Here is a 20,794-nt window from a genome sequence, read left to right on the forward strand (position 1 = left end):
GCAGCACCTACACTCAAAACGACGACACATTGCGTCTTATTAACGTGTTCTACGCTCCCTAGAATGGCTGGCATCTTTTCCTATACTCAGACGCGCATCCAGCGTCGGGTCGCCAGCAAGGTCAGCCATGAACAAGAACAATCGCCATCCTGCAGACGGTAAGAAACCAGTCACCATCTTCGGCCCGGACTTTCCTTTCGCCTTTGACGACTGGATCGAACACCCGGCCGGTCTGGGCAGCATTCCGGAGCACAATCACGGGGCCGAAGTGGCGATCGTCGGGGCCGGTATCGCCGGTCTGGTGGCGGCTTATGAGTTGATGAAACTCGGCTTGAAACCCGTCGTTTATGAAGCCTCGAAGCTCGGCGGCCGTTTGCGTTCCCAGGCGTTCAACGGCACTGACGGCATCGTCGCCGAGCTAGGCGGCATGCGCTTCCCGGTGTCCTCCACTGCGTTCTATCACTACGTCGACAAACTCGGTCTGGAGACCAAGCCCTTCCCCAACCCGCTGACGCCGGCCTCCGGCAGCACCGTGATCGACCTGGAAGGCAAAACCCATTACGCACAGAGCCTGAAGGATCTTCCTGCACTGTTCCAGGAAGTGGCTGACGCCTGGGCCGACGCTCTGGAGGCCGGTTCGCAGTTCTCCGATATCCAGCAAGCGATTCGCGACCGTGACGTGCCACGCCTCAAGGAGCTGTGGAACACTCTGGTTCCGCTGTGGGACGACCGCACCTTCTACGACTTTGTCGCCACCTCGAAAGCCTTCGCCAAATTGTCGTTCCATCACCGCGAAGTGTTCGGCCAGGTCGGTTTCGGCACCGGTGGCTGGGACTCGGACTTCCCCAACTCGATGCTGGAAATCTTCCGCGTAGTGATGACCAACTGCGACGATCACCAGCACCTGGTGGTCGGCGGCGTGGAACAAGTGCCGCAAGGCATCTGGCGTCATGCGCCGGAACGCTGCGTACACTGGCCGCAAGGCACCAGCCTGAAGTCGCTGCACCACGGCGCGCCACGTTCCGGGGTGAAGAAAATTGCCCACGCGCCTGACGGACGTTTCGCGGTCACCGACAACAACGGCGACACCCGCGAATACGCCGCCGTACTGACCACCTGCCAGAGCTGGCTGCTGACCACCCAGATCGAATGCGATGAAACTCTGTTCTCGCAAAAGATGTGGATGGCGCTGGACCGCACTCGCTACATGCAATCGTCGAAGACCTTCGTGATGGTCGACCGCCCGTTCTGGAAGGACAAGGACCCTGAAACCGGCCGCGACCTGATGAGCATGACCCTCACCGATCGCCTGACCCGTGGCACCTATCTGTTCGACAACGGCGACGACAAGCCGGGCGTGATCTGCCTGTCGTACTCGTGGATGAGCGATGCGCTGAAGATGCTCCCGCACCCGGTGGAAAAACGCGTGAAACTCGCGCTGGACGCCTTGAAGAAGATCTACCCGAAGGTCGATATCGCCGCGCGGATCATTGGTGATCCGATCACCGTGTCGTGGGAAGCCGACCCGCACTTCCTCGGCGCGTTCAAGGGCGCCCTGCCCGGCCACTATCGCTACAACCAGCGCATGTACGCGCACTTCATGCAGGACGACATGCCGCCGGAGCAGCGCGGGATTTTCATCGCCGGCGACGACGTTTCGTGGACGCCAGCGTGGGTTGAAGGCGCGGTGCAGACCTCGCTCAACGCAGTGTGGGGAATCATGAAGCACTTCGGCGGGTCCACTCATACAGAGAACCCCGGCCCGGGTGATGTGTTCAACGACATCGGCCCGATCGCCCTGCCCGAGTAAGAGGAATCCCCGATGCGTGTAGCCCTTTACCAATGTCCACCGTTGCCACTGGAACCCGCCGCCAACCTTCAGCGCCTGCATCAACTGGCGATGGAGGCCAAAGGCGCCGGCCTGCTGGTGGTGCCGGAGATGTTCCTGACCGGCTACAACATCGGCAAGGAGGCGGTTGCGACATTGGCCGAGGTCTACAACGGTGAGTGGGCGCAGCAAGTAGGACGGATCGCCAAGGCTGCCGGTCTGGCGATACTCTACGGTTACCCTGAGCGCACCGCCGAAGGACAGATCTACAACGCCGTGCAGTTGATCGATTCGAACGGCGAGCGCCTGTGCAATTACCGCAAGACGCATCTGTTCGGCGATCTGGACCGTTCGATGTTCAGCCCCGGTGATGGCGAGTTTCCCATCGTCGAGCTCAACGGCTGGAAGCTGGGTTTCCTGATCTGCTACGACCTGGAGTTCCCGGAAAACGCCCGGCGCCTGGCCCTTGAAGGTGCCGAGCTGATTCTGGTGCCGACAGCCAACATGATTCCTTTCGATTTCATTGCCGACGTCTCCGTGCGCTCCCGCGCCTTCGAAAACCAGTGCTACGTGGCGTACGCCAACTATTGTGGCCACGAAGGCGACATCCATTACTGCGGGCAAAGCAGCATCGCCGCGCCGGATGGCAGCCGCATCGCCCAGGCCGGACTGGACGAAGCCTTGATCGTCGGTGAGCTGGATCGCCAGTTGATGGTCGACTCGCGCAGCGCCAACCGCTACTTCAACGACCGCCGCCCGGAACTTTACGACGCGCTCAACAAGCGCTAATCCGCTAGCATTGGCACTTCACTGTTCTGGAAGTGCCCATGCCTGCGCCGACTCACCCCCGCCCCCACACAGAAACCCTGGCCAACGGCTTGCGCGTGACCCTGCGTCACGTGCCCGGCCTGAAGCGCAGCGCCGCCGCGTTGCGGGTGGCTGCCGGCAGTCATGACGTATCGTTGGCGTGGCCGGGGTTGGCGCATTTCCTTGAGCATTTGCTGTTCCTAGGCACCGAGCGTTTTCCTGCACAGCAAGGGCTGATGGCCTACGTGCAAGGTCACGGCGGTCAGGTGAATGCCAGCACCCGTGAGCGCACCACCGATTTCTTCTTTGAGTTGCCGCCAGCGTCCTTCAGCGGTGGGCTGGAGCGTCTGTCAGACATGCTCGCCCGACCGCGTATGAATCCGGACGATCAGTTGCGGGAACGGGAAGTGTTGCAGGCGGAGTTTGTCGCGTGGTCGCAGGATGCGGCGGCTCAGCAGAAAGAGGCGCTGTTTGAGGGATTGTCGGCAGCGCATCCGTTGCGCGGCTTTCATGCCGGGAACCGCGACAGCCTGCCGTTAGAGCAAGCGGATTTTCAGCAGGCGTTGAAAGACTTTCATCAGCAGTTTTACCGCACCGGGCAGATGACTTTGAGCCTGCTCGGGCCGCAGAGTGTTGAAGAACTGCGCACGCAGGCCGAACAGTTTGCCGCCACGCTGACGCCTGGGGATAAAACTGCACAGGCTGCCCCCGTTCGCTTGATGGACAACGCACAAGAAAGTTATCAACAGGTCGGCGAGCGGCACGGCAATCTGCTGTTTGCGTTGGAGGATTTGCCGGAGTCGTCGGCCGAGGCGCTGGCGTTTCTCTGTCACTGGCTGAACAGCGCCAAACCCGGTGGATTGCTCGCGCATTTGCGGCAGCAGGGGCTCGCTGACGGCTTGCAAGCTAGCGTGCAGTACCAGTTCGGCGGGCAAGCCTTGCTGCATCTTCAGTTCACTTCAGCTTCCGGTTCGCTCGACCTCATTCGCGAGCATTGTCTGGATTGGCTGAGTTTCTTCGCAGCGCAGCAGGACTGGCCGGCGTTGCGTCAGGAGTATGCAACGCTGCTTGAACGGCAGCAGCAGGTCAGCGGTGCATTGCAGTTGGCCCGACTCGACAGCGAACAACTCGAGAATGAAATCTCCGAAACGGCCGTTGCGGCGCTCAAAGTGATTCTCGGCAAAATCGGCACTGTGGATAACTTCAGCAGTCACTGGCATCTGCCCGCTGCCAATCCGTTCCTGCGCGCAGCCGAGCCACTGGCCAACGCCGGCCTGATCCGCGGCCAGACCAGCGCCCACCGGGGCCTGCGCACGTTTGCTCAGGATCGCTCGCGCAGCCGCCGCGAACGCTCGCCGATGCAATTCAGCCAGGCGCTGCCGGATAACGGTGACGAAGGTGCGGTGTATGTGCGCTGGCAGACGGAAGCGGCGGCCACGACCGAGCTGCAAGCGAAACTGCAACGCAGTCTGCGGGAGGTTTCCGACGACGCGCGTCAGGCTGGGGTCGAGTTGTCTTTCAGCGCCTCAGCTGATCAGTGGCTGCTGAAACTCACTGGCCTGCAGGACACGCTGCCCGTTGTCCTGGAACACGCGCTGAAATCTCTGACACAAGTAGGCGCCGATTCCGCAAAAGGCGAGCCACAACCGTCGCTGATACCGATCCGCCAACTGCTCAAAATACTGCCCGAACAGTGCCTGCCAGCCATCGGCGAATCCGATGACGCCGCCCACCTGTGGACAACTTCCCGCTGGGACGGTCTGGCTTTGGGGTTAAGCCCGCAAACCCAGTCAGCCATGGGTCTGGCCCTGAGTCGCATCCCCGGCATCCCGGACAATCAAATTCCCGCACCGTCGGCAATCAACGCCGGATACCGGTGGAGTCAGATCGACAGCGCGTCCAGCGAACATGCCTTGCTGCTGCTCTGCCCGACCGCCAGCCGTGAAATCGACGACGAAGCCGCGTGGCGCCTGCTCGCGCACCTGTGCCAGACACCGTTCTACCAACGCCTGCGCGTCGAACTGCAACTCGGCTATGCCGTGTTCAGCGGGTTGCGCCAGTTCCACGGCCAGACCGGATTGCTGTTCGGTGTGCAATCGCCCACGGCCACCGCCGCGCAATTGCTCGACCACATTCAGCAGTTTCTCGATGACCTGTCAGCCCTTGTCGAACAGCTGGATGCCGCCAGCCTCACTCAGCAACGCCAGACGCTTGCCGATCAGTTCGATGACAACGTCCTGTCCGGCAAAGATGCGGCTGAACTCCTGTGGCAGGCCCGCCTCGCCGGCCACTCGTCGGATTATCTGGTGCAATTGCGCAGCGCCATCGCTCAACTGGATCGCCCGACATTGCTGGCCGCTGCCCAACGTCTGATCCGCGCCGAAGGCGGCTGGCATGGTCTGGCCAACAGCCCTGCGCCGGGCGCGCCATGGCAAGCGGCAAAATGATCATTACCGGGGCTGCAAGGAGCTTTCTCAAAGATTCACGGGCAAAGCCACCGAAATTTTGAGTAACATAGCCACCTAACTATTTGGAACATCCCTGTGCTGCCGTGGACTATACCTATGGATAGCGCTATCTCACCCACCTGAAAAAGGAGTCACCCGATGGCTTGGACCAAACCTGCTTACACCGACCTGCGCATCGGCTTCGAAGTCACCATGTACTTCGCCAGCCGCTGAGTCCTGCCTCAAGCAGAACACTGCAGTGCAACGCCTCGGCTCGCCGGGGCGTTTTATTTTCAGCGTTGAAATGATGGAGCGTTCATGTTCGTCCAGATTCTGGGTTCGGCCGCCGGTGGCGGTTTTCCGCAGTGGAACTGCAACTGCGTCAATTGCGCCGGTTTTCGCGACGGCAGCCTGAATGCCCAGGCCCGTACCCAATCGTCCATCGCGATTTCCGATGACGGCGTGAACTGGGTGCTGTGCAACGCCTCCCCGGACATCCGCGCGCAGCTTCAGAGCTTCGCCCCGATGCAGCCGGGCCGCGCCCTGCGTGATACCGGCATTAGCGCGATCATCCTGATGGACAGCCAGATCGACCACACCACCGGCCTGCTCAGCCTGCGCGAAGGTTGCCCGCATCAAGTCTGGTGCACGGACATGGTCCACGAAGACCTGAGCACCGGTTTCCCGCTGTTCACCATACTCAAGCACTGGAACGGCGGGCTGGACTGGAACCGCATCGAACTCGACCAGAGTTTCACCGTCGCTGCGTGCCCGAACCTGCGCTTCACCCCGCTGCCGTTGCGCAGCGCAGCACCGCCCTACTCGCCGCACCGCTTCGACCCGCACCCGGGCGACAACATCGGCCTGATCGTCGAAGACCTCAGCACCGGCGGCAAACTGTTCTACGCCCCGGGCCTGGGCAAGGTCGACGCGCCATTGCTGGAAATCATGGCCGGCAGCGACTGCGTGCTGGTGGACGGGACAATGTGGGACGACGATGAAATGCAGCGCCGTGGCGTCGGCACCCGCACCGGCCGCGAAATGGGCCACCTGGCCCAGAACGGCCCCGGCGGCATGCTCGAAGTGCTGGAGCAGCTTCCCGAGCAGCGCAAGGTGCTTATCCACATCAACAACACCAACCCGATTCTCGACGAAGACTCCCCGGAGCGCGCGGAACTGGTGCGGCGCAGTGTTGAAGTGGCGTATGACGGCATGAGCATCGTCCTGTAACGAATGGCCCGGAGAACCGCAATGACCGACACCCCGCTGTCCACCGCCGAATTCGAAGCGGCCCTGCGCGCCAAGGGCGCCTATTACCACATTCATCACCCGTATCACGTCGCGATGTATGAAGGCCGGGCCACCCGCGAGCAGATCCAGGGCTGGGTCGCCAATCGCTTCTACTATCAGGTGAACATCCCCCTGAAAGACGCGGCGATCCTCGCCAACTGCCCGGATCGCGAGATCCGCCGCGAGTGGATCCAGCGCTTGCTCGACCACGACGGCGCTCCCGGTGAAGACGGCGGCATCGAAGCCTGGCTGCGTCTGGGCCAGGCCGTCGGTCTCGATCCGGATCAATTGCGTTCCCAGGAGCTGGTGCTGCCCGGCGTACGTTTCGCCGTCGATGCCTACGTCAACTTCGCCCGCCGCGCCAGTTGGCAGGAAGCCGCCAGCAGCTCGCTGACCGAGCTGTTCGCGCCGCAGATCCACCAGTCGCGCCTCGACAGCTGGCCGCAGCATTACCCGTGGATCGATCCGGCCGGCTACGAATATTTCCGCACTCGTCTCGGCCAGGCCAGACGCGATGTCGAGCATGGCCTGGCGATTACGCTGGAGCACTACAAGACCCGCGAAGGCCAGGAGCGCATGCTGGAAATTCTCCAGTTCAAACTGGACATTCTTTGGAGCATGCTCGATGCCATGAGCATGGCCTACGAACTGAACCGCCCGCCGTATCACAGCGTCACCGATCAACGGGTCTGGCATAAAGGAATCGCCTTATGAGTTTCGACCGCAGCAAGACCCCGACCTGGCGTCCCGGCTACCGTTTCCAGTACGAACCGGCCCAGAAAGGCCACGTGCTGCTATATCCGGAAGGCATGATCAAGCTCAATGAAAGTGCCGCGCTGATCGGCGGCCTGATCGACGGTGAGCGGGACGTCGCGGCAATCATTGCCGAACTCGACAGACAGTTCCCCGGCGTACCCGAGCTCGGTGACGACATCGAGCAATTCATGGAGGTTGCCCGTGCGCAGCACTGGATCGAACTTGCCTGAGTCATCGGTGCAAGTCCCGGCCAAACCGGAAGTCGGCCTGCCGCTGTGGCTGCTCGCCGAACTGACTTACCGCTGCCCGCTGCAATGCCCGTACTGCTCCAATCCGCTGGATTTCGCCGAGCAGGGCAAAGAGCTGAGCACCGAGCAGTGGATCAAGGTATTTCGCGAGGCGCGGGAGATGGGCGCGGCGCAACTGGGTTTTTCCGGGGGCGAACCGCTGGTGCGTCAGGACCTCGCCGAGCTGATCCGTGAAGCGCGCCAGTTGGGTTTCTACACCAACCTGATCACCTCCGGCATCGGCCTGACCGAGCAGAAGATCAGCGACTTCAAGAAGGCCGGGCTCGATCACATCCAGATCAGTTTCCAGGCCAGCGACGAGCAAGTGAACAACCTGCTCGCCGGCTCGAAAAAAGCCTTCGCGCAGAAACTGGAAATGGCCCGCGCCGTGAAGGCCCACGGCTATCCGATGGTGCTGAACTTCGTTACCCATCGGCACAACATCGACAAGATCGACCGCATCATCGAGCTGTGCATCGCGCTCGAAGCGGACTTCGTCGAACTCGCCACCTGCCAGTTCTACGGCTGGGCGCAGCTCAATCGTGTCGGCCTGTTGCCGACCAAAGAGCAACTGGTTCGCGCCGAACGCATCACCAACGAATACCGCGCCAAACTGGAAGCCGAAGGGCATCCGTGCAAGCTGATTTTCGTCACCCCGGACTATTACGAAGAACGCCCGAAAGCCTGCATGAATGGCTGGGGCAGTCTGTTTCTGACGGTCACACCGGACGGCACCGCCCTGCCCTGTCATGGCGCCCGACAGCTGCCGGTACAATTTCCCAATGTGCGCGACCACAGCATGCAGCACATCTGGTACGACTCGTTCGGCTTCAACCGCTTTCGCGGCTATGACTGGATGCCCGAGCCGTGCCGCTCCTGCGACGAAAAGGAACAGGATTTCGGCGGCTGCCGCTGCCAGGCCTTCATGCTCACCGGCGATGCTAGCAATGCCGATCCGGTGTGCAGCAAGTCCGAACATCACGGTGTGATTCTCAAGGCCCGCGAAGAAGCCGAGCATGCCACCCAGACCATCGAACAACTGGCCTTTCGCAATGAACGAAACTCGCGCCTCATCGCCAAAGGCTGAGCCTTTCAGTGCCACCGCTGCGGTTGCTGCCGGCGTGGATTTCGCCGAGCTGCAACTTGGCACCCATGGTTTGTTCTGGAATGAATATCGCCCGACAGACGCCGCCTGCCGGATCTGGCACTGGCGTGATGGCGCGGCGAAATGTCTGACGCCTGCGGGTCTCAGCGTGCGCAGTCGGGTGTACGAATATGGCGGTGGGGCGTTTTGTCTGACGCCTGACGGGGTGGTTTTCGTCAACGAGGCGGACCAGCAGCTGTACCGCCAGACGCTGGACGGCGAGCCCGTGGCATTGACGTCCGGGGAATGCCGATATGGTGATCTGCACTTTGCCGATGGGCAGGTGCTGGCTGTTGAAGAGAACGGTGATCGGCATCGGTTGGTGGCTATCGATCTGGCGAATGGCGCCCGTCAAATGCTGGTTGAAGGTGCGGATTTTTACGCCTCGCCGATCATCAGCCCGGATGGCCAGCACCTGGCGTGGATCGAGTGGAGCCGTCCGCATCAGCCGTGGACATCCACTCGACTGATGATCGCCGAGCTCTCGTCCAATGGATTTTCCGCCCCGCGTTGTGTGGCGGGTGAAGCGTTTGAAGAGTCGATCCAGCAACCGCGCTTCGATGCCAGCGGACGACTTGGCTGTCTGACCGATCGTGGAGGTTATTGGCAACCGTGGGTCGAGTCGGCAAACGGCTTACAACCGTTAGCTAGCGCCGAAGCCGATCACGCGCCAGCCCCATGGCAACTCGGCGGCTGCACCTGGCTACCCACCGACGAAGCATTTTTGGCGAGCTGGAGCGAAGGCGGTTTCGGTCGCCTGGCGCTCAACGATGAAGACTTCACTGGCGACTACAGCCGCTTCCGTCATCTGGCTGTCGACGATCAGTTCATTTACTGCATTGCCGCCTCACCGATCAGCCCTTCTGCAGTGATCGCCATCGATCGCAAATCGCGTGAAGTGAATGTCCTGGCCGGCGGTATCGCACCGCTGCCAGCCGAGCGCATCAGCCGCCCGCAAACCCTGCGCTATCCCAGCGGTTCGGGTGAAGCGCACGGCTTCTTTTACCCGGCCACAAATGGCGATGTGAAGCCGCCGCTGGTGGTGTTCATCCACGGCGGCCCGACGTCGGCCTGCTACCCGATGCTCGACCCGCGTATTCAGTACTGGACGCAACGCGGCTTCGCCGTCGCCGACCTCAACTATCGAGGCAGCAGCGGTTATGGCCGGGAGTATCGTCAGGCGCTGCATCTGAGCTGGGGCGCAGTGGATGTCGAGGATGCCTGTGCGGTGGTGGCCTATCTGGCCGAACGCGGCATGATCGACGGCGAACGTGCATTCATCCGTGGCGGCAGCGCCGGTGGCTACACCACACTGTGCGCACTGGCATTCCATCAAGTGTTCCGCGCCGGCGCCAGTCTGTACGGCGTCAGTGACCCGGTGGCCCTGGCCCGCGCGACACACAAGTTCGAAGGCGACTACCTGGACTGGCTGATCGGCGACCCCGAGCAAGATGCCGAATGCTACGCCGCCCGCACGCCGTTGCTGCACGCAGGCAACATTCGCGTACCGGTGATTTTCTTTCAGGGCGAACTGGACGCCGTGGTCGTGCCGCAACAGACCCGCGACATGGTCGCGGCCCTGGAGCAAAACGGCATTGAAGTCGAAGCGCATTACTACGCCGACGAACGCCACGGCTTCCGCCGGGCCGCCAACCAGGCCCATGCGCTGGAGCAGGAATGGCGGTTCTACCGGCGAGTGATGGGTTTGACGGACTGAGACTCAGCGCTTGGCGATGATGTACACCGCGTGCACGATCCCCGGGATGTAACCGCACAACGTCAGCAGAATGTTCAGCCAGAACGCGCCGCCGAACCCGACCTGCAGAAACACACCCAGTGGCGGCAACAGAATGGCGATGATGATGCGGATAAAGTCCATGGGGCAGCTCCTGATTGGGGGTTGGCTCACCTGAGCCATACAAGCTAATCGACCTGTGCCGTTTGTCAGGGTTCAGTGCAAACCACAATCTCGCCATCTGATCGCCATTACCCGGCCATAAAAAAACGCCCCACGCCAAAAGAATCAGGCGTGGGGCGTGCGTTATACCGCGAGACGGTTCTTGAATTCGGGTGGGAAACTTCAGCTCAGACGGCAATCCCTTTGCGGCATTGCAGCTGCGCGGTGCGTACCCGGGAGAAGGCGCGGGCCAGGCGCAGGAGCATTTCGTCGATGTTGGCCTTGCTGACGTTGAGCGCCGGGGTGAAGCGCAGGCAGTTGGCTTGAGGGGCGTTGAGCAGCAAGCCTTCATGCAGCGCGGCTTTGACGACGGCCTCGGCGGAGTCTTCCGACAGGGTCAGTCCCCAGAACAGCCCCTGCCCACGCAACTCGCCATGTTCATAACGATGGGCCAGACGAGCGAGCCCTTCGCGCAGATGCTGGCCGTTGTCCCGGATTTGTTCGAGGAATGCGCGGTCTTGCACGCTGTCGAGCACGACCAGCCCTGCGGCGGTCATCAACGCGTTGCCGTGATGAGTGCCGCCCAACTCGCCGGGGTCGAAACAGCAGGCCTTGCCTCGCGCCAGCAACGCCGCCAGTGGCACGCCACCGCCGAGGCCTTTGCCGAGCACGACGATATCGGCGCGCACGCCGTAGGATTGTTCGGCGAGCATGGTGCCACAGCGGCCAATGCCGGTCTGAACCTCGTCGAGAATCAGCAGAATCCCCAACTCACGGCACAAGCGTTCGACACCCTTGAGGTAATGCTCGGTCGCCGGGATCACCCCGGCATCGCTCTGGATCGGTTCGAGCATGATCGCCACGGTCTGCGCATCAACCGCCGCATGCAGCGCCGGCAGGTCATTGAACGGCACTAGGTCGAAACCCGGCAGCAGCGGCGCAAAACGGTTGTGCAAATTGCAACTGTCCGACGCCGAAATCGTCGCCAGACTACGTCCGTGACACCCTTGTCTGGCGACAATGATCCGCGAGGCGCCGCCGCGATGCAGCTGGCCCCATTTACGCGCCAGTTTGATCGCCGCCTCACAGGCTTCACTGCCGCTGTTGAGCAGATACGCCTGATCGCTGGAAGTACTGGCGCACAGGCGCTCAGCTAGGCTGAGCATGCCGCGGTTGTGCAGATTGAAGCCGGGATTGATTAACGCTTGAGCCTGGTTGGCAATGGCTTTGACCAGCGCCGAAGGGCTGTGGCCGAGGCTATTGGCGCCTCCGGCCTGGGAAAAATCCAGGTAGGCGCGGTCATTGCTGTCCCATAGCCAGGAACCCTGGCCGCGAACGAATACCTGCTGCGGGCGTTCGACGCTGGGCATCAGACGCTCGGCATTCAGGCCGTCAGCGGCATCCGATTCCTGGGTTTCAAAAGCCAGGTCATCGAGGCTCGGCGTCTGGCGCCGCAAACTGAACAGATTCATTGAAAAAAACCTCGATCGAGGTTTTTTGAACTGCCTATGCAAACACTTTCAAAACAAACGCTGGTCATTGCGCTTTCCGGCCCTGTAAGCCTTGTGAATGCGGTTAGACTAGGCCTGTTCACGGCGTCGAGCCATTTCGATTTCCCAGCATTTTCGATAAGTATTACTTATGGATTTCAAACAACTTCGTTATTTCGTCGCGGTCTACGAAGAAGGTCACGTCGGACGCGCCGCCGAGCGCCTGTCGATCTCTCAGCCCGCGCTGTCCCAGCAGATCCGCCATCTGGAACAGAACCTCGACGTCACGCTGTTCGAGCGCAGCAGCAAACGCCTGCTGCCAACCCTCGCCGCCCACACGCTGTACAACCACGCCTTGCCGCTGCTCGACGGCATGCAGCGGGCGCGTGAGGCGCTGGGCAACTTCAAGGGTCAGGCACTTCGAACATTGGCGATTGGTGTGCTGCAAACCGTGCACACCAGCCTGGTGCCGCAAATGCTGGAGAGAGTGCGCAAGGCCCAGCCGCATCTGGTGGTACAGATTTATGAACTGACGGGGCTTGAGATCGAGCGGCGGCTGCTCAACGGCTCTTTGGATATCGGCATCAGCTATCTGCCGCCACGCCAGCCGGGCCTGCACGGCGTGATGCTGTACGAAGATGAACTGACGCTGGTCATCCCGGCGGATCATCCGCTGCGGGAATTCAAGAAAGTCTCGATGAGTCAGGCGGCCGAATTGCCGATGTTGTTACTGGGTGAAGAATTTCAGATCCGCCAGATCTGGCAGGCCCAACTGGCCAGCCTCGGGCGACGCCCGCAAGTGCAGGCCGAATTGAACAATATGGTGGGGATTCTCGACAGCCTGCCGCATACCCGTCTGGCGACGGTGCTGCCTGGGCGTTCGCAAAAAGAGTACGACGATCAGGATCTTTTGTGGAAACCGTTGAGTGAGCCGCGCGTGCCGTTGAAAGTCGGGCTGGTGTGTCGCGATGTGCAACGCCAGCAGGCGCCATTGGCCTTGCTGCGAACGTTGCTGGAAGAAGTGATGCAGCGTGAGGAAAAACCGCTGAAAGGTGCGCCGCCGCTGGACGCGTTGAGCTGAAAACTTTTCTGCGGGCATAAGAAAACCCCGCCGAAGCGGGGCTTTGCAGACTGTTTCCCTGACATCCATTTCACTCCGCCACCCTGGCAGAATCCTACGTGTCCGTGTTGTTGCTTTGCGCTTCCTGCGCGACGTCCATGGAAAGTAGATTAGCTCTGGATCCAATCTACGCCTATGGGAGAACAGCAGCACGTCATGTAAGAGATCGCTTACATGACGTTACATCATCAGAAATGCGCAGCGTCCAGCAGGAACAGCGACTCGCTGCCGGCCTTGACCGACGCGCTCAACGAGTGAATCCGCGGCAGCAGACGGGCGAAATAGAACCGCGCCGTGCCGAGTTTGCTCGCGTAGAAATCGTCCTGCGCTTCTTTGCCCAGCGATGCCTTGGCCATCAGTGCCCACATGTAGGCGTAAGCGGTGTAGCCGAACGCTTGCAGATACTCGACCGACGCCGCGCCGATTTCGTTCGGGTTGGTTTTCGCCCGGTCCAGCAGCCACGAGGTAAGCTCGTCGAGGGTGTCGACGGCGTCATTCAGTGGCTTGGTGAACTCGCCCAGATCGGCACTGGCGGTTGCAGTGAAATGGCGGATCTCGTCGGCGAACAGCTTGTAGAACGCGCCGCCGCTGCCGACGATCTTGCGACCCACCAGGTCCAGTGCCTGAATGCCGTTGGTGCCTTCGTAGATCTGGGTGATGCGCACGTCACGCACCAGTTGCTCCTGGCCCCACTCGCGGATGTAACCGTGGCCGCCGAAGATCTGCTGGCCATGGACAGTGGTTTCCAGACCCAGATCGGTCAGGAAGGCCTTGGCCACTGGCGTAAGCAACGCAACCAGATCTTCCGCGCGTTTGCGGGTGGCGGCGTCTTCGCTGAACTTGGCGGTATCGAGTTGCATCGCCACGTAGGTGGAGAACGCACGGCCGCCTTCGTTCGAGGCTTTCATGGTCAGCAACATGCGACGCACGTCCGGGTGGACGATGATCGGGTCGGCCACCTTGTCCTTGTTCTGCGCGCCGGTCGGCGAACGGCTCTGCAGGCGGTCGCGGGCGTATTCGATGGCGTTCTGGTACGAGCGCTCACCGGTGGCCAGGCCCTGGATACCGACGCCCAGACGCTCGTAGTTCATCATGGTGAACATCGCGGCCAGGCCCTTGTTCGGCTCGCCGACCAGGTAACCTACGGCTTCGTCGAAGTTCATCACGCAAGTGGCGGACGCCTGGATGCCCATCTTGTGTTCGATCGAACCACAGTTCGCCGGGTTGCGCGCGCCCAGGCTGCCATCGGCATTGACCATGAACTTCGGCACCAGGAACAGCGAAATGCCCTTCGGCCCAGCCGGTGCGTCCGGCAGTTTGGCCAGCACCAGGTGGATGATGTTCTCGGTCAGGTCGTGCTCACCGCCGGTGATGAAGATCTTGGTGCCGCTGACCTTGTAGGAGCCGTCGGCCTGAGGTTCGGCTTTGGTGCGGATGATGCCCAGGTCGGTGCCGGCATGCGGCTCGGTCAGGCACATGGAGCCGGCCCAGACACCGGCGTACATGTTCGGCAGGTAAGCGGCTTTCAGTTCTTCGCTGGCGTGGGCGTTGATCGACAGGCAGGCGCCGGCGGTCAGCATCGGGTACAGACCGAAGGACAGGCTGGCGGAGTTGACCATTTCTTCAACTTGGGCGGAAACGGCTTTTGGCATGCCCATGCCGCCGTAGGCCGGATCACCGCCTACACCGACCCAGCCGCCTTCGGCATAAGTCTGATAGGCCTGTGGGAAACCGGCCGGCGTGGTGACGGCACCGTCGGCCCAGTGGCAGCCTTCTTCGTCGGCGGCACGGCTCAGGGGCGCGATGCTTTTGCTGGTGACCTTGCCGGCCTCTTCGAGAATGGCTTCAACGGTTTCCGCGTCCACGGTCTCGGCCAGGGCCGGCAGTTCGGCCCAGAGTTTGGCGACTTCGAACACTTCATTGAGGACGAAGCGCATATCGCGCAGCGGCGCTTTGTAGTCAGCCATGGCAAACCTCGCAAAGATCTAAACAGGTGATTCGTGGAAGGGTGTTTTCGTTGAGCTGGAGTGTAACCCAACAACTTTTGCGACACATAGGGTCAGGCGGTGACTGTTTTGTTATTTTTAGTCACCAGCAATCAACCATAAAGAAGCCCGCAATCTGCGGGCTCTTTTGTTTAACAGTGGCGTGTTACAGGGAGAACAACTGGGCCGGCAGTTTCATCAGGCAATCGCTGCCCGCCTCGATCGCCGAACGATGTGCCGCGGTGCGCGGCAACAGACGCTTGAAGTAAAACTCGCACGTCGCCAGTTTGCCCTGGCAGAAATCGCCATCCCCCTCGCCCGACTCCAGCTGCGCCTGGGCAACCAGCGCCATGCGCAGCCACAGGTAGCCCAGAACGATGTAACCGCTGTACATCAGGTAATCCACCGACGCGGCGCCAACTTCATCCGGGTTCTTCATCGCGGCCATGCCGACCTTCATGGTCAGCTCGCCCCACTGCTGATTGAGGCCATCGAGCTGCGCGACAAACTCGCCAAGTTGCGGATGCCCGGTGTTGGCGGCGCAGAATTTGTGGACGATTTTGGTGAAGTTGCGCAGCAGCTTGCCCTGACTGCCCAGCACTTTGCGCCCGAGTAGATCCAACGCCTGGATACCGTTGGTGCCCTCGTAGATCGGCGCGATCCGGCAGTCGCGAACCAGTTGCTCCATGCCCCACTCGCGGATAAATCCGTGGCCACCGAACACCTGCATGCCGTGGTTGGTCACTTCCAGCCCGGTGTCGGTCATGAACGCCTTGCAGATCGGCGTCAGGAACGCCAACAGATCTTCGGCTTCCTGACGCGCCTCGGCGTCCGGGCTCAGGTGTGCGACATCAAGCATCTGCGCGGTGAAATAGGTCAGCGCGCGGTTGCCTTCGTTGAAAGCTTTCATGGTCAGCAGCATGCGCCGCACGTCCGGGTGGACGATGATCGGGTCGGCCGGTTTGTCCGGAGCTTTGGCGCCGGTCAGGGCGCGCATCTGCAAGCGGTCGTTGGCGTATTTGATTGCGCCCTGGAAACTCGCCTCGCCCAGACACAGGCCCTGCATCCCGGTGCCGAGGCGTGCGTGGTTCATCATGGTGAACATGCAGTTCAGGCCCTTGTTCGGCTCGCCGATCAGGAAGCCTTTGGCGTCGTCGAAGTTCAGCACGCAGGTGGCCGAGGCCTTGATGCCCATCTTGTGCTCGATCGAACCGCAGGAAACGCCGTTGCGCTCGCCCGCCTCACCGGATGCGTTCGGGAGGAATTTCGGCACGATAAACAGCGAAATGCCTTTGGTGCCCGCCGGTGCGTCCGGCAGTTTGGCCAACACCAGATGAATGATGTTGTCGCTCATGTCGTGCTCGCCGGCGGAGATGAAAATCTTGCTGCCGGTCACTGCATAACTGCCGTCGGCCTGAGGCACGGCGCGGGTCTTGATGATGCCCAGGTCGGTACCGCAGTGGGCTTCGGTCAGGCACATGGTGCCGGTCCACTGGCCGGCGGTGAGTTTGCGCAGATAGGTGTTTTTCTGTTCTTCGGTGCCGTGGGCGTGGATCGCCGACATGGCGCCGTGGGTCAGGCCCGGGTACATGCCCCAGGAAGTGTTGCTGGAGGCGACCATTTCACTGATCACCAGCCCCAGCGAACTCGGCAGGCCCTGGCCGCCGTAAGCCGGATCTGCCGCCAGACCGTGCCAGCCACCTTCCACGTATTGTGCGAAGGCTTGCTTGAAGCCTGTAGGCGTTGTCACCACGCCGTTGTCGAAATGGCAGCCCTCTTCGTCACCGCTGCGATTGAGCGGGGCCAGAACGTTCTCACAGAACTTCGCGCCCTCGTCGAGGATCGCGTTGATCATGTCCGGGCTGGCGTCGTGGGCGCCGAGGGCCGCGTACTGAGTGTGGAAGTCAAAGACGTGGTCGATCAGAAAGCGCATGTCGCGCAGGGGAGCTTTGTACTCGGGCATGGTGGCTTCTCCTTCAGCAGATTGCTTCAACCTACTGCCGGCCACCCTGCCTCACAATCACTGTCCAGACGCTGAATGCGCCGTCATCACTCAACCTGCGGCGTTGTCCATGCGCACCGCGCCACGGCGATTCTGCCCGAACGCCATCACGCAGTTTCGGCCTGCGCCCTTGGCGCTGTAGAGCGCCTGGTCGGCGGATTTCAGCACCTCTTCCGGGGTGCGCTGTTCCAGACGTTCGGCCACGCCGATGCTGACCGTGACCGACACGCTGGATGCGCCCGAACCCGAGCGACGCTGACGGCCCTGCTGATCATCCTGCGGGCGGCTTTCCTGATTTCGGAGCTGGATGTTGTAGGACGCAATCGACTCACGGATGACTTCCAGGTGCGGCATGCACTCTTCAAGAGTCTTGCCCGCAAACACCAGTGCGAATTCCTCACCGCCATAGCGATAAGCCCTACCACCGCCGCTGATTTTGGACAGCTTGCTGGCGACCAGACGCAAGACCTGGTCACCCACGTCGTGGCCGTGGGTGTCGTTGAATTTCTTGAAGTGATCGACGTCGCTCATTGCCAGCACATAGTTGCGACCCAGACGCTGCATACGCTCGTTAAGTGCGCGGCGGCCCGGCAGACCGGTGAGTTCGTCGCGGAAGGCCATTTGATAAGCCTCATGCGCTACCGCTGCAGCAATCATCAGCATGACCTGGCTGCACATGATGTTCAGGGTGAACGGCAGGATGAAGGTTTTCGGCAGCATCCAGAACACCCCGAGCAACCCTACCAGTTGCGCCGCGTGCAGCGGACGCGGGTTGCGCCAGTATTGCCAGGCCAGCAGCAGGAACGCCGAGATGAACACCGGATACGACAACTGGATCAGACTCATCCACGCGCCGTGCAGCGCCGGCCAGCGGATCTCGGAAAGCCACATCAGCAACGCCTGCGGGTAACTTTGCTCAAGCCCCAGCGCCACGCTGCCAAAGGCCAGCAACACGGCGAAGCGCGCGACCATATCTTGAAACAGATGCGTGCGCTCCTGCCACGCGGCGAATAGTCCGAACAACAGCGGCAACAGCAGACAGACCAGGTGGAACACCACGGCCGCGTCTTCGCGCACCTTGCCGTTGTCGCGGTAATAGTCGGTCTGGGTGTCGAGCAGGAAGTAGGCGATGTACACCGTGACCATCAGAAACAGCTCGCGCTGGCGTCGGTAAACCGCACAGTACGAACCGCCCAACAGCAGCACCAAGGTCGGCAACACGTTAAACAGCGAGGTGAAGAACACGTTGAGGTCTTTGACGTACGCAGCCGCCAACCCCGCGAGCAACAACAGCAGTGAAGGTAGGAAATGACTGAAACGTACAGCGGAAGAACGCGGCAAGGGTAAAAGCTCCGACCCGTCATGGCAAAGAGATGGCATTGTGCCTGCAATGTGGCCAGTTAAGCACACACAATGTGATCCAGATCACAGGCTGTCTCTTTAACGGCCGAAATCGGCGGTTGCTGAGGGATTTAGTCAGGTTTTTTGCGCAATGGCCGCTAGACGGCCACCATGGCCATCATTCTTGATGGCCATGGTGTGTTTTTCTGTTCAGAGATCGTTGTAAAACGGCTGCAATGGCCCCTCGGCCGCCGGCCGGCCTTCAGCGCCGTAAGGCTTGAGGTTGAGCGAAGCGTCCATCGCCTGGCGGGTCGTGACTTTCGGACTGGCCGGGCGCTGGGTCACTGCATTCTCGTCGCCGATGTGGCCCTGTGGGATCACCAGCGACGGATGATCGAACGGTGCACGTTCCCAGGCCACGCGCGGATCGGTCAGGCCGACTTCCATGAACTTCACCACGGCATCGATTTCCGCAGGCGTCAGGTTCAGCGCCGTCATGTCCGGGTCGAGGTTGGAAGTGTTGTGCTGGTTCACCGCCGGGTGCTCGAAGCCGCTGGTGTTGTTGGCGTCTTCCCCGCGCCGGTCACCGCCACGGTTGTAGAACTCCATCACCTGCTTGAGCGTCGAGCGGCTGCCGTTATGGAAGTACGGCCCGGTCAGGGCGATGTTGCGCAGGGTCGGAGTCTTGAACGCGCCGTCGACCGAATCGCGGAAACCGACATTCGGCTTGAGCGTGGCATCGCACGGAATCGCCGCGCTCAACGGCGCCTCGAACGTGCAGACATCGACGTCCAGCGGATCCACCGACCGGCCGCCCTGCAACACGGTGTTGTACTGACGGGTGAACGACCATGGATTGCCCCACGCATCCGCGCCGCCGAGGGCGAGGTCTTCCGAGGTCGGGCGCACACCGGTGTTGTAGAAGCCGTTGTCGTAAAGGGTGGTCAGGTTGTCGGCCATCACCATCCGCTCGATGCGTTCGCGCGGATGCATCAGCAGACGGCTGGCGGCGTTGGTCAGCTCCGGCCCGCCGTGGCAATTGACGCATTTGCCCTTGCCGAGAAACAGGTTCATGCCCTCGACCTGTTGCGCGTTCATTGCCGTATGGTCGCCTTGCAGGTAGGCGTCGATCGGCGCCTGATCGGACACCAGCGTCGCCTCATACATCTGGATCGCCAGACCGAAGAACAGCGGGAAATTGGCCTCCATCTGGGTGTACGGCGCACCGCCCACCAGAACGTTTTGCGTGGCGTTCCACAGCCGGGGCTGGAAGGCGTTCTTGATCAGCTCGCGATAGGTCGGCCGCCGTGCGCCGGACACCGGAGCCAGTACCGAGTCGGTGGACGAAATCCGCTGCTGCTTGAGCATCAACGTGTCGAGCATCCTGCGGCCGATGTCGGCAAAGGTGCGGCCACCGCAAGACATTTCCACCGGACTGCCGGGCGGGCCGACGGCTTGCGAGGCGGCAGACGCATCGTTGAGCGCCAGCCGGACTTTGGTGGCGACCGTGCTGCGTTCGCTGGTCACGTAGATCCCGGCATCCGGATCGCGATTGCCGAACGGCGAGAAACCGTTGAAGACGTTATTGGCCCGACCGTCCCAGAAGTTGCGCACGTTGAACGCGGCGTTGATCACCGACGGCGCATTGCGTCCGGTGCTGCGGCGAACGTTGATGCCGCCGACCTGAAACAGGCCGTCCGGCTGCTGGGTGCACTTGTCGAAACGCGGCTGATTGGGTTTGACGAAGTTGGCGTCGAACACGCCTTGCGAGCCGACCACGTCGTCCGTCGAGTACACGATGGGCGAGTTGCGCTCCAGGGGATTGCTCAGCACGTGGGTCGGGAAGTCGGTTTTCTTCAGCGTGTAGTTCGGGCCGCCCTTGCCGCCGGACAACGTCGCGTAGGACGCCACGTCACCGGGAATGTCCGACGCCACAAACGGCTTGTTGAAGATCGACGCGACGTTGGCGTTGGTGTGCGCCTGGCCGGGGTTGAGCTGGTTGGTGATGCGGTGGTCGACGCCGGCGTGGTAGTGGCAGGACGCGCAGGCCGTGGAGCCGTCGCTGCCGATCTCCATGTCCCAGAACAACGCTTTGCCCAGCAGGATCGCAGCCTGACGATTGAGCACGTAGTCGGTCATCAGGTCGACCTTGCGTCCGCCTTCGGTACCGGACGGATCAGGAGGCACCATCCCCCGCAACGATTGCAGCGAAGGGACTTCCGGTACCGGGGGATCGACTTCGGCGGGGTCGGCGGCCCATGCGCTGTGGACTGATAGCGCAACGGGCAACCAGAAGGTCAAACGAGCGAGTCGACTGATGTTCATAGGCTTCACCCTGACTGTTGTTGTTAAGTGCCGGGCGTCTTGCTTCTTTGAGCAGGCAGTTCTGGTTAGCGCCGG

16 protein-coding genes are annotated in these 20,794 nt (G+C 61.5%); 10 read left to right on the forward strand and 6 right to left on the reverse strand.

What is annotated here, in order from left to right:
• Positions 1 to 127 precede the first annotated feature (127 nt).
• The 9 genes from LOY31_RS26550 (at position 128) to LOY31_RS26590 (ending at position 10,276) form a co-directional block, all read left to right on the forward strand.
• Positions 128 to 1,810, forward strand: a complete 1,683-nt coding sequence (locus LOY31_RS26550) for an NAD(P)/FAD-dependent oxidoreductase (RefSeq protein ID WP_221534123.1) — start codon at positions 128 to 130, stop codon at positions 1,808 to 1,810.
• Between the two features lie 12 nt (positions 1,811 to 1,822).
• A complete protein-coding gene (locus tag LOY31_RS26555; protein WP_258712439.1) occupies positions 1,823 to 2,617 on the forward strand; it encodes a carbon-nitrogen hydrolase family protein in 795 nt (264 codons plus the stop codon).
• A 38-nt stretch (positions 2,618 to 2,655) separates the two neighbouring features.
• A complete protein-coding gene (gene pqqF, locus LOY31_RS26560; RefSeq protein WP_258712440.1) occupies positions 2,656 to 5,082 on the forward strand; it encodes a pyrroloquinoline quinone biosynthesis protein PqqF in 2,427 nt (808 codons plus the stop codon).
• Between the two features lie 159 nt (positions 5,083 to 5,241).
• The gene (gene pqqA / locus LOY31_RS26565; protein WP_003444522.1) at positions 5,242 to 5,316 is read left to right on the forward strand and encodes a pyrroloquinoline quinone precursor peptide PqqA; all 75 of its coding nucleotides are present in this window, start codon (positions 5,242 to 5,244) and stop codon (positions 5,314 to 5,316) included.
• Between the two features lie 84 nt (positions 5,317 to 5,400).
• Positions 5,401 to 6,312: a pyrroloquinoline quinone biosynthesis protein PqqB gene (gene pqqB / locus LOY31_RS26570; protein ID WP_221534117.1), complete on the forward strand. Its 912-nt coding sequence runs from the start codon at positions 5,401 to 5,403 to the stop codon at positions 6,310 to 6,312.
• 21 nt (positions 6,313 to 6,333) lie between these two features.
• On the forward strand, positions 6,334 to 7,086 hold the full coding sequence (pqqC, locus tag LOY31_RS26575; RefSeq protein ID WP_007959877.1) for a pyrroloquinoline-quinone synthase PqqC: 753 nt from the start codon (positions 6,334 to 6,336) through the stop codon (positions 7,084 to 7,086).
• Positions 7,083 to 7,358 (forward strand): pyrroloquinoline quinone biosynthesis peptide chaperone PqqD, encoded by a 276-nt coding sequence (pqqD, locus tag LOY31_RS26580; protein WP_007959876.1) that lies wholly within the window; start codon positions 7,083 to 7,085, stop codon positions 7,356 to 7,358. The genes pqqC and pqqD overlap by 4 nt, the downstream gene beginning before the upstream one ends.
• The gene (pqqE, locus tag LOY31_RS26585; protein ID WP_192559139.1) at positions 7,330 to 8,502 is read left to right on the forward strand and encodes a pyrroloquinoline quinone biosynthesis protein PqqE; all 1,173 of its coding nucleotides are present in this window, start codon (positions 7,330 to 7,332) and stop codon (positions 8,500 to 8,502) included. The genes pqqD and pqqE overlap by 29 nt, the downstream gene beginning before the upstream one ends.
• On the forward strand, positions 8,468 to 10,276 hold the full coding sequence (locus LOY31_RS26590; RefSeq protein ID WP_221534115.1) for a S9 family peptidase: 1,809 nt from the start codon (positions 8,468 to 8,470) through the stop codon (positions 10,274 to 10,276). The genes pqqE and LOY31_RS26590 overlap by 35 nt, the downstream gene beginning before the upstream one ends.
• Before the next feature lie 3 nt (positions 10,277 to 10,279).
• Here the strand turns inward: LOY31_RS26590 and LOY31_RS26595 are convergent, their stop codons facing one another.
• Positions 10,280 to 10,438: a YqaE/Pmp3 family membrane protein gene (locus LOY31_RS26595; RefSeq protein ID WP_003228885.1), complete on the reverse strand. Its 159-nt coding sequence runs from the start codon at positions 10,436 to 10,438 to the stop codon at positions 10,280 to 10,282.
• A 206-nt stretch (positions 10,439 to 10,644) separates the two neighbouring features.
• Positions 10,645 to 11,928 carry an aspartate aminotransferase family protein gene (locus tag LOY31_RS26600; protein ID WP_085609080.1) on the reverse strand — a complete coding sequence of 428 codons (1,284 nt, stop codon included), beginning with the start codon at positions 11,926 to 11,928 and terminating at the stop codon, positions 10,645 to 10,647.
• A 169-nt stretch (positions 11,929 to 12,097) separates the two neighbouring features.
• Between LOY31_RS26600 and LOY31_RS26605 the strand changes: the two genes are divergently transcribed.
• Complete coding sequence (locus tag LOY31_RS26605) at positions 12,098 to 13,027, forward strand: LysR family transcriptional regulator (RefSeq protein ID WP_085609079.1); 930 nt, start codon at positions 12,098 to 12,100, stop codon at positions 13,025 to 13,027.
• A 227-nt stretch (positions 13,028 to 13,254) separates the two neighbouring features.
• On the opposite strand, the gene LOY31_RS26610 is transcribed toward LOY31_RS26605, so the two are convergent.
• The 4 genes from LOY31_RS26610 to LOY31_RS26625 form a co-directional block, all read right to left on the reverse strand.
• The gene (locus tag LOY31_RS26610) at positions 13,255 to 15,033 is read right to left on the reverse strand and encodes an acyl-CoA dehydrogenase C-terminal domain-containing protein (protein WP_221534112.1); all 1,779 of its coding nucleotides are present in this window, start codon (positions 15,031 to 15,033) and stop codon (positions 13,255 to 13,257) included.
• 184 nt (positions 15,034 to 15,217) lie between these two features.
• The gene (locus LOY31_RS26615; RefSeq protein WP_258712441.1) at positions 15,218 to 17,014 is read right to left on the reverse strand and encodes an acyl-CoA dehydrogenase C-terminal domain-containing protein; all 1,797 of its coding nucleotides are present in this window, start codon (positions 17,012 to 17,014) and stop codon (positions 15,218 to 15,220) included.
• Positions 17,015 to 17,104: 90 nt separating this feature from the next.
• Positions 17,105 to 18,394, reverse strand: a complete 1,290-nt coding sequence (locus LOY31_RS26620; RefSeq protein WP_007959861.1) for a GGDEF domain-containing protein — start codon at positions 18,392 to 18,394, stop codon at positions 17,105 to 17,107.
• Positions 18,395 to 18,604: 210 nt separating this feature from the next.
• The gene (locus LOY31_RS26625) at positions 18,605 to 20,719 is read right to left on the reverse strand and encodes a cytochrome-c peroxidase (protein WP_085609076.1); all 2,115 of its coding nucleotides are present in this window, start codon (positions 20,717 to 20,719) and stop codon (positions 18,605 to 18,607) included.
• Between the last annotated feature and the right edge of the window lie 75 nt (positions 20,720 to 20,794).

This window comes from Pseudomonas sp. B21-021 (genome assembly GCF_024749205.1).
GTDB classification, from domain to species: domain Bacteria; phylum Pseudomonadota; class Gammaproteobacteria; order Pseudomonadales; family Pseudomonadaceae; genus Aquipseudomonas; species Aquipseudomonas paraglycinae.